Origin of the sequence: Arachnia propionica, assembly GCF_003859805.1 — a bacterium.
In the GTDB taxonomy this organism is placed as follows: Bacteria; Actinomycetota; Actinomycetes; order Propionibacteriales; family Propionibacteriaceae; genus Arachnia; species Arachnia propionica_C.
The window spans coordinates 117870-132249 of record NZ_RQZG01000001.1; the positions used below are offsets into that span (position 1 = coordinate 117870).

12 protein-coding genes are annotated in these 14380 nt (G+C 67.7%); 8 read left to right on the forward strand and 4 right to left on the reverse strand.

What is annotated here, in order from left to right; genetic code table 11:
• The first annotated feature begins 4 nt into the window (after positions 1–4).
• The 8 genes from EII34_RS00515 to EII34_RS00550 all read left to right on the forward strand — a co-directional run bounded on the left by EII34_RS00515 (position 5) and on the right by EII34_RS00550 (position 11115).
• The gene (locus EII34_RS00515; protein WP_185711097.1) at positions 5–3178 is read left to right on the forward strand and encodes a DEAD/DEAH box helicase; all 3174 of its coding nucleotides are present in this window, start codon (positions 5–7) and stop codon (positions 3176–3178) included.
• 17 nt (positions 3179–3195) lie between these two features.
• Positions 3196–4008: an Fpg/Nei family DNA glycosylase gene (locus EII34_RS00520; protein WP_124841703.1), complete on the forward strand. Its 813-nt coding sequence runs from the start codon at positions 3196–3198 to the stop codon at positions 4006–4008.
• Positions 4009–4028: 20 nt separating this feature from the next.
• The gene (locus EII34_RS00525) at positions 4029–4742 is read left to right on the forward strand and encodes a beta-phosphoglucomutase family hydrolase (RefSeq protein ID WP_124841705.1); all 714 of its coding nucleotides are present in this window, start codon (positions 4029–4031) and stop codon (positions 4740–4742) included.
• Entirely contained in the window at positions 4742–7234 is a 2493-nt protein-coding gene (locus EII34_RS00530) for a glycoside hydrolase family 65 protein (protein ID WP_124841707.1), read from the forward strand. Before EII34_RS00525 ends, EII34_RS00530 begins: the two co-directional genes overlap by 1 nt.
• Positions 7231–8430, forward strand: a complete 1200-nt coding sequence (locus EII34_RS00535) for a hypothetical protein (RefSeq protein WP_124841709.1) — start codon at positions 7231–7233, stop codon at positions 8428–8430. The genes EII34_RS00530 and EII34_RS00535 overlap by 4 nt, the downstream gene beginning before the upstream one ends.
• Before the next feature lie 65 nt (positions 8431–8495).
• On the forward strand, positions 8496–9272 hold the full coding sequence (locus EII34_RS00540; RefSeq protein ID WP_185711098.1) for a TIGR03943 family putative permease subunit: 777 nt from the start codon (positions 8496–8498) through the stop codon (positions 9270–9272).
• Between the two features lie 89 nt (positions 9273–9361).
• Positions 9362–10246 carry a permease gene (locus EII34_RS00545; protein WP_260425020.1) on the forward strand — a complete coding sequence of 295 codons (885 nt, stop codon included), beginning with the start codon at positions 9362–9364 and terminating at the stop codon, positions 10244–10246.
• Between the two features lie 110 nt (positions 10247–10356).
• On the forward strand, positions 10357–11115 hold the full coding sequence (locus tag EII34_RS00550) for a cyclase family protein (RefSeq protein WP_124841715.1): 759 nt from the start codon (positions 10357–10359) through the stop codon (positions 11113–11115).
• A gap of 10 nt (positions 11116–11125) precedes the next feature.
• Here EII34_RS00550 and EII34_RS00555 read toward each other — a convergent pair whose 3' ends face one another.
• Genes EII34_RS00555 through EII34_RS00570 form a run of 4 tightly spaced genes read right to left on the reverse strand, consistent with a single transcriptional unit; the run spans position 11126 to position 14374 of the window.
• Entirely contained in the window at positions 11126–11893 is a 768-nt protein-coding gene (locus tag EII34_RS00555; protein WP_260424993.1) for an ABC transporter permease, read from the reverse strand.
• Positions 11890–12945 (reverse strand): ABC transporter substrate-binding protein, encoded by a 1056-nt coding sequence (locus EII34_RS00560; protein WP_124841717.1) that lies wholly within the window; start codon positions 12943–12945, stop codon positions 11890–11892. Before EII34_RS00560 ends, EII34_RS00555 begins: the two co-directional genes overlap by 4 nt.
• On the reverse strand, positions 12945–13574 hold the full coding sequence (locus EII34_RS00565) for an ABC transporter ATP-binding protein (protein WP_124841719.1): 630 nt from the start codon (positions 13572–13574) through the stop codon (positions 12945–12947). The genes EII34_RS00560 and EII34_RS00565 overlap by 1 nt, the downstream gene beginning before the upstream one ends.
• Positions 13574–14374, reverse strand: a complete 801-nt coding sequence (locus EII34_RS00570) for a class I SAM-dependent methyltransferase (RefSeq protein ID WP_221620149.1) — start codon at positions 14372–14374, stop codon at positions 13574–13576. Before EII34_RS00570 ends, EII34_RS00565 begins: the two co-directional genes overlap by 1 nt.
• Positions 14375–14380 lie beyond the last annotated feature (6 nt).

Below are 14380 nucleotides of genomic sequence, written 5' to 3' on the forward strand. Positions count from 1 at the left end.
CGTCATGGGTCGTGACGTCACGGACTGGGTCTCCCAGGTCACCGACGAGGACATCAAGCGGCAGTGGGGGGTGCCCGCACTGCTGCGCGGTCGTACCCACATGGTCGCCGGACACGTCATGGCCAGTGAATTCGACGAGCGCGGCGACCTGGTCGCGAAGGTCGGCACCACCGGGAACCGCATCTACACCACCCGGGTCAGCCAGGACCGGTACGGACTGGAGAGCACCTGCTCCTGCCCCATCGGTTCCGGGTGCAAGCATGCCGTCGCCGCGCTGCTCGCCGCGCGGGAGGCCCGGGACCAGGACGAGGGACGGGCCTGGGAGACGGTGCTGGCGGCGATGTTGCCACCACCCCCACCCGAGGGAACCGTGACCGCGCTGGGACTGGAGTTCTCCACCCGGGACGGTGGGGAGGGCGCGGACGTCATCCAACTACGAGCCCTGGCAGGAACCACGAGGGGCTGGGCGCGCAGCCGCGCCTCCTGGACGGAGCTGCTCTCCCCGTATCCCGACACCGACTGGGAACCGCGACAACTGGTTTTGTTGCAGCAACTGGCCCGGCTCGCCGGGCCCTCCCAGGCCACGGCGACGTGGTTGACACTGGGGGAGTTGGGACCCCTGGTGTGGCCACTGTTGCGTCGTCTGCAGGCGGTCGGGCTGCCCTTCCTGCCGGGAGAGGGGCTGCGAGCGGTCGACCTCGCACCTGACCCAGGACGGATCTGGTTGGAGTCCACCACCCTCGAGGACGGGGCGTTGCGTCTGACCGCGGACGGTTCCCTCGGTGTCCTCCCCGAGGGGGGACGACGTCTCCTCCTCGGCTCCCCGGCCCACGGGGTGGCGGAACTGGCCCCCGGCGGCAGACTCCGACTGACCCAGTTGGAGGAGACCCCACCAGAGGCGTTGCGCAGCTTCCTGACCTCGCGGGCAGAGCTGCTGATCCCCGTCGAGGACATCCCACGTTTCCAGCTGATGTACCTGCCGAACCTGGTCGGTGAGGGTCTGCTGGCGGACCACGGCGAACTCGCGGCGGACCTGCCCACCCCTCAGCTGTTGCTGGACCTGGCCCACGGACCCGGACACCGCCTGTCACTGACGTGGGGGTTCCGCTACCGCTCGAAGACCTGCAGCGCGGACGTGCCCCTCAGATCCGCTGTCGGCGGTCCACCCCGGGACCGGCAACAGGAACGGGTGCTGGTTCGGCGTGCCGTCTCGTTGCTCACCCGACCGGGGCTGGTCGACGAGGAGGACGACCTGGTGCCGTCGCAGGAACTCACCGGGATCGATGCGGCCCGGTTCGTCACCGACGACCTCCCGGTGCTCCTCGAGGCGGACGTGGCCGTCGAGGTCAGTGGGGAGGAGACAACCTTCCGTCGTGTCGAGGAGTCCCCGGAGATACGTCTCGCCACCCAGGACACCCGAGACCGTGACTGGTTCAACCTCGACATCGAGGTCCGGGTGTCCGGACACCGGGTCCCCCTCGCGGACCTGCTCCGGGCGCTCACCAGTGGCGATGACGCGATGCTGCTGGCTGATGGCACCTGGTTCGACCTCGACGTCCCGCAGCTGAACCATCTTCGCTCGCTCATCGACGAGGCCCGGGAACTGACGGGCACGGGGGCGGACGAGGATCTGAGGCTCAGCCCCTACCAGCTGGGGTTGATGGCAGAACTCGAGGACCTCGCCACCTGGGAGAGACACTCGAAGCGCTGGCGCAGTCGGGTCAAGGGACTGATGGCCGCCGTGGACGACAGCCCGACGGAGACACCCCCACCCGGGCTCCGGGCGGAACTGCGTCCCTACCAGGTCGAGGGCCTCTCCTGGCTGGCGAGGTTGTGGGATGCCGAGCTCGGCGGGGTGCTGGCCGACGACATGGGCCTCGGCAAGACCCTCCAGACCATCGCACTGCTGGAGCGGGCCCGACAGCGAGGTGAGCTCGATGGACATCCCGTGCTCGTCGTCGCCCCCGCCAGCGTCGTCGGCACCTGGGCCGAGGAGGCCGCCCGGTTCGCGCCCGACCTGAGGGTGGTCACCATCGGTGCGACGAGGGTGCGACGCGGTTCGGTCCTGGCCGACGGGATCCGGGGGGCACACGTCGTGGTCACCTCCTACACCCTGCTGCGGTTGGAGGAGGAGCAGTACCTGGGCACCTCGTGGCGCGGGCTGGTGCTCGACGAGGCCCAGTTCGTCAAGAATCACCGCTCCCGCACCCACCAGGTGGTCGGGAGGATCGGTGCCCCCTTCACGCTGGCGATCACCGGCACCCCGTTGGAGAACTCACTCGGCGACCTGTGGTCGATGTTCGCGCTGGTGGCCCCCGGACTGCTCCCACGTCCGGTCGGTTTCACGGAGCGTTACCGTTCCCCCATCGAGAACGACGGCGACCCGGCGGCCCTGCTCAGGCTCCGGTCACGGATCCGCCCCTTCATGCTGCGCCGCACCAAGGCACAGGTGGTGCAGGAGCTCCCACCCAAGACCGAACAGGTGCTGGGTCTGGAGCTGGACCCTGCCCACCGTCGCATCTACGACCAGCACCTGACGAGGGAACGCGTGCGGGTACTGGGGATGCTGGACGACCTCGGTCGCAACAAGGTGGCGATCTTCCGGGCACTGACCCGGCTGCGGCAGCTGGCGCTCGACCCGCGTCTGGTCGACCCGGACTCGCCGGTCGGGGACTCGGTGAAGATCACTGCGCTCCTGGAGCAGCTGAGGGAGCTGAGTGCCGAAGGACATCGGGCCCTGGTGTTCTCCTCCTTCACCGGCTTCCTCGGTCTGGTCCGCGACACACTCGCACAGGAGGGCATCGGCCACGTCTACCTCGACGGCCGGACCCGGGATCGGCAGGCCAGGATCAACCAGTTCCGCGAGGGTACCGACCCGGTCTTCCTGATCTCGCTCAAGGCCGGTGGGTTCGGTCTCACCCTGACCGAGGCCGACTACGTCTTCGTGCTCGATCCGTGGTGGAACCCCGCGGCCGAGAACCAGGCCGTCGACCGTGCGCACCGGATCGGCCAGTCCCGCAGCGTCAACGTCTACAAGATGGTGGCCGGTGACACCATCGAGGAGAAGGTGGTGGCCCTGCAACAGCGCAAACGCACGCTCTTCGATGCCGTGGTGGACACCGGTGAGTTCCGTTCCTCGGCCATCACCGCCGAGGACATCCGCGCCCTCGTGGAATGACCCGGTACCCTGTCCCAATGCCCGAGGGACATGTCATCCACCGCCTGGCCCACGCCTTCAACGAACAGCTGGCAGGCCACCGGGTCGCCGTCACCTCCCCGCAGGGGCGGTTCGCCGAGGAGGCGGCCCGGCTCGACGGGCAGGTGCTGGTCGGTGCCGAGGCTCTCGGCAAGCACCTGTTCATCGAGTTCGAGGTCCCCGAACCACGTCTCGTCCACATCCACCTGGGACTGATCGGGAAACTGCGCATCCATCCCGTGGCGGCCCCGGTCGGGGAGGTGCGGCTCAGGATCAGTGACACCCGGGTCGCGGCCGACCTGCACGGGCCGCAGTGGTGCCGCACGGTGACCACCACGCAGCGTGACGAGGTCCACAACGCCAGCGGTCCCGACCCGTTGCGCCCTGACGACGACCCGCTTCGGGTGCTGGCGCGCATCCAACGCTCGCGGCGCTCCATCGCAGCCCTGCTCATGGACCAGAGGATCGCAGCCGGGGTGGGCAACATCTTCCGAGCCGAGGTGCTGTTCAGGCACCGAGTGCCCCCGATGACCCCGGGGAACCGGATCGAGGAGGCGACCTGGCTGACGCTGTGGCAGGACCTGCAGCACCTCATGACCGTCGCCGTCGAGCGGGGACGCATCGACACCGTCGCCGAGGAGCACTCGCCAGAGGTGCAGCAACGTCCGCCCCGTGACGATCCCCACGGTGGGGAGGTCTACGTCTATCGCAGGGCCGGTCAGCCCTGCCTGAGGTGTACGACCCCCGTCAGTACGACGAGTCTGGAGGGCCGCTCCCTGTACTGGTGCGACAACTGCCAGCATGTCCGCTGAGTCACGGATAGGCTTGCGCCATGGATCTGAGCCAGTACGAGGCATACCTCTTCGACCTTGACGGGGTCATCACCCCCACCGCTGAAGTGCACATGCGTGCCTGGGCGGAGATGTTCAACGAGTTCCTCGCCGGACTGGGGGATCAGCCGCCCTACACGGACGAGGACTACTTCGCCCATGTCGACGGCAAGCCCCGTTACGACGGGGTGCGTGACTTCCTGGCCTCGCGTGGGATCACCCTGGACGAAGGGCACCCCGACGACGACGGTGGCATGCAGACCATCTGCGGGCTCGGCAATCGCAAGAACGAGGCCTTCAACGAGATCATCGCCCGAGACGGGGTCGACCCGTACCCGGGGTCCAGGGCACTCATCGAGGAGCTGGCCCGTCGCGAGATCCCCGTCGCAGTGGTCTCCTCCTCCAAGAACGCGGTCCCGGTGCTGCGTGCGGCCCAGCTGGACCGGTACTTCCCCGTCGTGGTCGACGGCAAGGTGGCGCTGGCCCACGGGTTGAAGGGCAAGCCCGCCCCCGACACCTTCCGTTACGCCGCCGATCTCCTCGGTGTGGCCCACGAGAAGGCCGTCGTCATCGAGGACGCCCTGTCCGGGGTGGCGGCCGGTGCCGCCGGAGGTTTCGGACTCGTCGTCGCCGTGGACCGTGGGGTCGGCACCCAACCTCTTCTCGACGCGGGTGCTGAGCTCGTCGTCGACGACCTCGAAAGGCTGATGGACTGATGCGCTGGATCGCCTCCGACCCCCTCAACCGCTCCCGGTTCCCCATCGAGCCGTGGCGGTTCGTCGAGCTGGAACCGAGCCTCGACGACCTCGGGGTGACCGAGACCCTCTTCGCCGTCGGCAACGGCTACCTCGGGATGCGTGGCAACCCGGAGGAGGGCCGCAAGTCGTACGCGCACGGCACCTTCATCAACGGCTTCCACGAGACCTGGCCCATCAAGCACGCCGAGGAGGCGTTCGGTTTCGCCCGTACCGGCCAGACCATCGTCAACGTGCCCGATGCCAAGCTCATCAAGATCTACGTCGATGACGAGCCGCTCACCCTCGGTATCTCGGACCTCGACTCGTACGAGCGGGCCATCGACTTCCGCACCGGGTGTCTCACCCGGGACATCGTGTGGCGCACCCCGGCGGGCAAACGGGTCCAGCTGCGCTCCCGCCGCATGGTCAGCTTCACCGATCGTCACCTGGCGCTGTTCGAGATCGAGCTGACGATGCTCGAGGGTGACGCCCCCGTGGTGCTGTCCTCGCAGCTGGTCAACCGGCAGGACGGGTTCGACGACTACCGCAGGGCCGAGGATGAGGGCTTCGACCCGCGTCGTGCCGGGAAGTTCAATGGCCGCGTCCTCCAGCCCCGGCAGCAGTGGGAGGAGGACCAACGCATCGCACTCGGCTACGAGACCAGCGAATCGGGGATGACGCTGTGCGTGGCCGCCGACCACCAGCTCGACACCTCCAACCCGTTCGAGATCTACTCCCGTGTGGAGGAGGACCAGGCCAAGCAGGTGTACCGGATCGACGCCCGCGCCGGGGTGCCCGTGGTGATCCGCAAGGCGGTGGCCTACCACACCTCGCGCGGGGTGCCCGTCATCGAGCTCTACGACCGTTGCCGTCGCACCCTCGACCGGGTGCGTGACAAGGGGTTCGAGTTCTTCTTCGAGGCTCAGCGGGCCTGGCTCGACGAGTTCTGGCTCGACTCCGACGTGGAGATCGGCGGTCAGCCGGCCATCCAGCAGGCCGTCCGTTGGTGCCTGTTCCAGCTGGCCCAGGCCGCGGCACGTTCCGATCAGCTGGGTGTGCCCGCCAAGGGGGTCACGGGCTCCGGCTACGAGGGGCACTACTTCTGGGACACCGAGATCTACCTCGTGCCGTTCCTCATCTACACCGCTCCCCGGATCGCCCGCAACGCACTGCGGTACCGGGTCAACCTGTTGCCGAAGGCCCGGGAACGTGCCCGTGTGCTCGGACAGGACGGTGCCCTGTTCCCGTGGCGCACCATCAACGGTGAGGAGGCCTCGGCCTACTACGCCGCCGGCACCGCCCAGTACCACATCGACGCGGACATCGCCCATGCCTTCGCGAAGTACAGCGATGTGACCGGCGACATCGACTTCATGTACCGCGACGGGGCCGCCGTGATGGTGGAGACCGCCCGACTGTGGGCCGATCTCGGGTTCTGGCGCACCGAGGCCGACGGCTGTGAACGTTTCCACATCCACGGGGTCACCGGACCGGACGAGTACACCGCGGTGGTGAACAACAACATGTTCACCAATGTGATGGCACGCGCCAACCTGCGCCGCACCGTCGCCCTGCTGAAGGAGATGGAGGTCAACGATCCCCGGGCCCACGACCGTGTCGTCACCGGTCTCGGGGTCACGCCGCAGGAGATCGCGGAGTGGGAGCGATGTGCCGACGGCATGGTGATCCCCTTCGACGAGACCTTCGGCATCCACCCGCAGGACGAGAAGTTCCTGACCAGCGAGTTGTGGGACCTGGAGAACACGCCAGCCGACAAGTTCCCACTGCTGTTGAACTTCCATCCGCTGGTGATCTACCGCTACCAGGTGCTCAAGCAGGCTGACGTGGTGCTGGCCCTGTTCCTCCAGGGCGACCAGTTCACCCGGGAGGAGAAGCGCGCCGACTTCGAGTACTACGACCCGATCACCACCGGGGACTCGACCCTGTCCGGCGTGGTGCAGTCCGTCATCGCCGCCGAGGTCGGGTATCAGGACATGGCGATGCAGTATTTCCTCACCGGACTGTACGTTGACCTGGCGGACATCCATGCCAACGCCCGCGACGGCGTGCACATCGCCTCCACCGGTGGGGTCTGGAACGCGCTGATCTTCGGTTTCGCCGGGATGCGCGACTACCACGGTCACATCAGCTTCGATCCACGCCTGCCCGCGGAGTGGACGGAGATGCGGTTCCCGCTCCAGATCCGGGAATCCCGGATCCGGGTGCTGCTGGAGCGTGACGCCATCACCTTCGACGTCGAGACCGGTGACGGTGCGGAGGTCGAGGTGCGCGGTGAACTGTTCCACCTGCTGCCCGAGAACCGGGTCCGGGTCCCACTCCACGGTCAGGGTGAACAGCTGCCGTCGCTGACGGGCCGCAACCCCGTGACCGGAGGACGTCGTGCCGACGGCTCCGTCGTCACCGCGATCGTTCCGGAGGCTCCTGAGCCCGATCTCCTCGGAACTGAGTGAACACACCACACCTGCACCTGCCCGATGCGGCGGTCGAGGTGCCGGACAGCGATCCGGTGGAGTACCGGCTGGGGCCCCTCCGGATCGAGGTGAGGCGTCACAGCGACACCCTCGACGTCGTGCTGCACAACACCAGCGGGAACGAGGTCGAGGCTCCGGGGCTGCCGCTCAGGTGGGAGAAGGACTGCCCGGTCGCCTGGTTGAGCGGTGGCACCGGCATGGTGCTCGCCCCCGACGGCAGGTCGATGTGGCGGATGCTGAGTGGCTGGTGCAGTGACACCGGACAGCGTGATGAAGGTCCGACGGCACTGCTCTTCGGGGAGGTGACGCGCCTGGCCGCCGGGCAGCGGGCATGGTCTCGGTGGCGCTGTGAGGATGTCACGGCCGGGATCACGCTGCCAGGCTGGGTACCGTCACGGCGACACCTGCCGACGGGTGAGGCACTCGAGATCACCGATCTGGACGTGGCCCTCTCCGGTGACGGGCTGAGTTTCGAGACCACCTCGACCGCGAGCCTGGTGCGGGGAGCCCCCGGGCTCCATCAGCTCACCGTCCACGGTCCCGGGGGAGCCACGACCCTTGAGGTCGGGTGGTTCCCGAGCGTGTCTGAGCTGGTGGCGACGGCTTTGACGCAGGATCCCGATGCGGGTGTGGCGGCCTGGCTGATGAGCTGGCTGCTGACCGATCCCGTGAGGGCCAAGGATGAGCGGTTGCTGGACCGACTCGACGTGACACTCGGGGCGTTGGAGGAGGCACCGACGCTGTTCGGCGTGCTCGCCGCGTTGCGTGTCACCGCGACAACTGAACTGCCATTGCGTGAGGTGGCACTCCGGATGACCCGTGACTTCCTGACCACGCACCCCGGTCACGGCGATGCAGTGTTCATCGCGGTGGCGGCCCTGCTCACGGGATGCCCGGAGGCGGTGGCGGGTCTTGCTCCGCCACGTGTCACGATGACCGGTGACAACCTGCTCCGGACCTTGGAGCATGGTCTGCCCAGTTCTGTCGGTCCCACCTGCACGGCCAGGGATGTGGCGTGGGCCCGGCTGTGGTCGGTCTCGCGTCCGGACTCGATCGACCACCTCGCCGTGACGGAGGCGACGGCCCTGGCACAGGCCCGGCTGATGTGCAGGCTCACGCAGGCCATGGACCCGACGGAGGTCGCATGGCTGCTCCTGTGGGAGGCGATGACCTGACAATCCCGGCATAATCGATGGCGGACGGGATCACTCCCGCCTGTTGTCGACCAGTCAGGAAGAACATGTCCCACGAGCCCCACGAGGGCACCACGGCCACGAGACAACACCGGATCAGCGAGACGGTGCGTGCCTCACTCGGGGCGACAGCGGTGCTCATGCTCGCCACCGTCGCGTTCACCATGGTGATGACGGGTGCGTATCTGAACTACCTGCAGCCATGGTTCGGTCCCTGGCTCCTGGCGGCCAGCATCGCTGCCGGGACATTGGCCCTGTGGAGTCTGCTGGAACTGGCGGAGCGGGCCCAGCAGGAGGCCGGTGCACACAGAGCCGCCAGCGGTCACGGCCACGGTGTGCCGAGGATCACGGCGCTGTTGGTGGTGCCGGCGCTGCTGTTCGCCCTGGCCGCACCCTCGTCGCTCGGGGCGGATGCGGTGAGCGAGGTGCAACTCCAGCAGCGCACCGACGAGGTGGAGACCATCGAGTTCCCTCCGCTGCCGGAGGACGAGGTCAACGAGTTGAGCCTCCAGGAGTTCTCCGACCGTTACGTCTTCGGGGATCCGGAAGAACTGGACGGCACGCCGGTTCGTCTGCTCGGTTTCGCTGGCCACCCCAGCCATCTTCCCAAGGAGCAGTGGACGGTCAACCGGTTCCGAATCTTCTGCTGTGTGGCGGACTCGACCCTGTTCTCGGCCATCATCACCGGGGTGCCGATGCCACAGGGGGACGACGTCTGGGTGGAGGTCGAGGGTGTGATCGACCTCGGGGCCAGTGACCGATTGCCGGTCATCGTGGCCACCAGCGTCGAGGTCGTGACCAGACCTGAGGAGCCCTACCTGTGAGCCCGACCTTCCGACGCGTGTGGCTCGCTCCCTTCCTCGGGGTGATCCTGCTCGTGCTGCTGCAGCAGTACGTCGGCCGGGTGGGGCCACTGCTGAGTCTTCGTGGGGCGGTGGCGCCCTGGAGCACCCTGTTCGTCGGCATCGTCGTCCAGGCTCTGCCGTTCCTGGTGCTGGGGGTGCTGGTCTCTGGCGCGATCGCGGCCTTCCTGCCCAAGGATCTTCTGGCGCGGATCACCCCGAGATCCCCCCTGCTGGCCGTGCCGACCGCTGGGGTCGCAGGCATGGTGCTGCCCGGTTGTGAGTGCGCCTCGGTCCCGGTGTCCCAGTCGCTGATGCGGCGGGGGCTGCCGCAGGCGGCGGCACTGGCATTCCTGTTGGCGGCTCCTGCGGTCAATCCCATCGTGCTGGTCGCGACGGCGGTGGCCTTTCCCGGGAACCCGACGATGGTGTGGGCCAGGCTCATCGCATCGTTGCTGGCCGTGGTCACGGCCTGCTGGCTGTGGATCGCCCTCGGCAGGCAGGAGTGGATGAGGCCCCAGGAAGGTCACCGGCACGACGGTGTCACCAAGGCGTCGGTGTTCCGGGAGACCGTGATGCACGACCTCCAGCAGGCCGGTGGTTTCCTGGTGCTCGGCGCTGCGGTCGCGGCCGCCTTCAAGGTCCTGGTGCCGGTCGGTGTGCTCGGTTTCCTGAGCGAGAATCCGTGGTTCGCGGTGCTGGCGATGGCACTGCTCGCCATCGTGCTGTCCCTGTGCTCCGAGGCCGATGCGTTCGTGGTCTCCTCGTTCTCGTCGATCTCCCCGACGGCTCAACTGGCTTTCCTCGTCGTGGGGCCGATGGTCGACATCAAGCTCTTCGCGATGCAGTCCGGTGCCTTCGGTGTGAGGTTCGCCACCCGTTTCATGCCGTTGACACTGGTGTGCTGCATCGTCGCGGCCGTGATGGTCGGACGTCTCATGTTCGGTCAGTTCTGAGTGCTGTCGGCCGGAAGGACTGCAGGGTCGAGGGAACAACTGCGCAGGGTGCGGAATTGAAGGAGGTGGGCCTGATCACAGGTCCGATCCACCGCCATCAAGGAGTCCACATGGGAATCCACACCGCGACCGCCACAGCCGCTCGGGATGCCGCCTTCGCTGCCATGAGGGGAGGTTTCAGGCTCCTTGACCTGACCGAGGTGCTCGGGCCTGAGAGCGTGATGTGGCCGGGCGCCCCGGCCTGGAGCGTCGAGGATGTCGTCACCTTCGAAGGGGGTGGGTACCACGCCCGGATGGTGCACACCTTCGAACATGCGGGAACCCACCTCGATGCCCCCGGACACCTCGTGCCCGGTGCGGGTGATGTCGCCAGCCTGCCCATCGAGGACCTGGTGGTGCCCGTGGTGGTCATCGACATCAGTGAGAAGGCCGCGACGGAGCCGAACTCCGTGATCACCGCAGCGGATGTGGAGGCCTTCGAGGACGTCCATGGGCGAATCGCCGCGGGTTCGGCGGTGTTGATGAACTCGGGATGGGGCAGGCGCAACCATGACGCCCTGCTCTACTCGGGCACCAGTGGCACCACCGATCTGAGGTTCCCGGGGTTCGGTCTGGACGGGGCGGCGCTCCTCGTGGAGCGGGGGGTCGTCGGGATCGGGGTGGACACCCTGGGGATCGACCCGGGAAACGAGCCGACCCTCCCGGTGCATCGCGAGATCACCCACCCAGCAGGGCTGTGGCACCTGGAGAACCTCGTCAACGTGGAGTTGCTCCCTCCGACAGGGGCTGTTCTCGCGGTCGGGGTGCCCCGCATCCATGGCGGCACCGGTTTCCCCTGCCGGGTCTTCGCCTTCGTGCCCAAGGCCTGAGGGCCAGGCATCACCGGTGCCGCGCCAGACGACGTCGTGCGGGCTGGAGGAGCAACACCTCGAGCCCCAGGGTGAGGGCAGCCATGATCCCGGAGAGGGCGAAGACATCGGCTGTCTCCAGGTTGGTTCGTGCCTGCTGCACCTCCGCCCCGATGCCAGTCGCGGTGCTCAACAGCTCAGCCATCACGGTCAACCGGATGGACTGCCCGACCGCCACCGTGATGGCGGAGAGCACCGGGGGAACCACGGCGGGGACCACGACCCGGTGCAGGGTGCCGAGGAGCCCGAACCCGAACAGCCGGGCCATCTCCAGCAGGTCCTGGTCCACGCCCGCCACCGCATCTCGCACGGCTGTGACCAGCAGGGGCAGGGTGACCAGGGTGACCACCAGCAGGACCACCTCAGGTCTGGGCCCGAACCACAGCATCCCCACCACGACGATCACGATCGGGGGGATCGCCATGAGCAGTTGCAGCCAGCTCACGGTCAACTCGGCGATGGGACGCCAGGTCCCGGCGGCCCAACCCCACGGCAGACCGATCAGCAACGCGAATCCGAGCCCCAGCACGGCGCGTTGAAACGTCAACCAGATGCTCGGGATGAGCTCCTCGTCGCGAATCAGTGCCAGGAGAGCGTCCCAGGTCGCGGCCGGGCTCGGCAGGGCGTAGGCGGGCTGATCGCGGGCGACGAGGGCCCAGATGCCCACCACCATGCCGAGTCCCAGCCACCACAGCAGGGTCTCACGCCACCGGAGGGCCGTTCGCCCGGGCTGCTTCACCTGGGATCAGCGATGTAGAAGGCGTCGTCGGGGAGTTTTCCACCCACGATGTCGGGGCTGAGCTCCATCAGCCGCGTGTAGAAGTCCTCCAGTTCGTCCTTCGCCCCGGCCCCTGGGACCACCTCGAGCTGCAGACGAGGGATCACGGAGGTCACCACGGGTTCCGGCACCTCCGTCGCGCGGGTGATCGCAGCCACGGCAGTGGCCTCGGTGGCATTGACCTGTGCGACGGCCGCCTCCAACTCGGTCAGGATGTTCCCGACGAGACCCGGGTTGCCTTCGGCGAGTTCTGCCGGCATCACGACCCCGGCCATGGGGAAACGTGCCTGAGTGCCGGTGGCCTCGGCCCACAGCGCCTGCAGATCAGCGGTGCGGTCCAAGGCCCTACCGTTCTGCTTCGCCTGGTTCTGCGCGACTGTTGCTGCATGTTCCGGCAGCACCGCGTAGTCCACCTGACCGGACAGCAGCCCCTGGAGCGCGTCCTGTGCCTGCTCGTAGGGCGCTATCTCCACCCCTTCTGCGCCACCGTCGGCGCTGATCTGGCTGTTCTTCAACAGGTACCGGAACACCAGATCAGGCATGTTGCCGGGCAGTGGGACCGCCACCCTCCTCCCCTTCAGCCCGGCCAGACCGGAGTTGGCGGTGCCCTCAGGGCCGAGCAGGAAGAGCATCCCCCAGACGGTGATGGCCACCAGCCTCACCGGCAGACCCTTGTTGTACAGGTTCGCCGAGGCGTACGACGGAGTGGCGGCCAGATCAGTCTCCTTGCTGATGAGCAGTGATTTGAGGACGTCGACGGTGGCCCAGTTGTCCAACGTGACCTCACCGACGGCGTCATCGAGGTGGCCCAACGTCCCGAAGACCGCCATCGGTGCCATGAAGGCCAGCGTGGTGGGCACATGGACACGCAGTGTCTCGAGTTTCCCGGCCTTCGTCGGGGTGGGGGAGTCGCCACCGGGGGAGGGGCTCGGGTCGGGCGGTGAACAGGAACCCAGGCCGGTGGTGGCCAGCAGGCCGAGGCCGGTGAGGCTGAACAGGCTTCGTCTTCTCATCATTGCTCCTTGTCGTGGTCGGTGAGCCGCCAAGTTCCCGGTGGCCCGTCGAGTTCGAGATGAAGATGGGAGACCGCCTCGGCCTCCTCGAGGTCATGGGTCACCCAGATGGTGATGACCGCTTCCTGTGCCAGCAGGGCGACCAGGTCGCCACGAAGCGCCGTCGCCAGCGGCCTGTCCAGGGCGGAGAAGGGCTCATCGACCAGGAGCAGCGCAGGTTCGGTCGCCATGGCTCGTGCGATGGCGACCCGTTGGCGCATTCCCCCTGACAGCTGCGCCGGGTGGAGATGGGTGGCGTGTGCCAGGTCCACCCGTGCCAGCCACTGCTGGGCGATCAGGTCGGGGAACTCGTGCCTGACGACGAGGGCCACGTTGCGGTGGGCGCTGTACCACGGCAGCAGTCGTGGTTCCTGGAACACCTGGGCCACACGTCCCTCAGGTCGGATGACCGAGCCGCCGTCGCACGGGCTGAGTCCGGAGATCGCCCGCAGCAGGGTGGTCTTTCCCACTCCTGAGGCACCGGTGACGGCGAGGACCTGCCCGGGACGCACCGTGAGTGAGAGATCGGCGATGAGGGTGTTCCCGCCGCGGCTGAGGCTGACATCGCTGAGTACGAGATGTTCCGTCATCAGGACTTCCGAGCCAGGATGACGATGCCGCCCATGAATCTGCCCTGTGCCCGGAAGCCCTGGCGCATGGCGCGCAGCCGATCCCTCGCCCCCGGCATCCGCCGTGCGTTGTGCCAGAACCTGAGTGCGCCGAGCAGCCCCTCGTCGTCGATGATGCGTCCCGGTTCCAGGAGTTCCAGTGGGGCACGTTCATGCCATGCCACGGTGAAACCGTGCTCCTCCAGCAGTTCGCCCCAGCCCTCGAGGCTGAGTGGACGCGCCCCGACCTTGATGATCCTGGAGAGTTCCCTGCGTGCTCGTTCGCCGTCGTCGTCGCTGACCCCGGGAAGCCAGGCCATCTCATGGAGGGCGTAGCGTCCCCCCGGACGCAGCAGCCTGGCGGCCTCCGCGATGACCGCACGTTTGCCCTCGAGGTCCTGGATGGTGAGCATGGCCTCACCCACCACCAGATCGGCCGAGGCATCCGGCAGACCGGTGTCCCGGGCATCGGCGACGACGTACTCGGCCCTGTCATCCCCGGAGAGGAGCCGGGTCATGGCCTCGTGCCCTTCAGGGTTGGGGTCCACTCCGCGGTAACTGTGTGGCTCTGCGGCGAGCAGCAGCTCAGCGGTTGCCCCGACCCCGGGGCCGAACTCGACGATGTCATCCGATCTGCCGGGGGTGGCCTGTCGGAGGAGGGATGCGGTGAGGGCGCGGCCACCCGGTCGCAGGATGCGTTTGCCCAGTTTCGCCAGCAACCAGTGTCCCTGCATCTTCGACGCCTGGGGCGGTGTGGGAGAGGTGGGATGGGCTGTGGTCATGGTGGC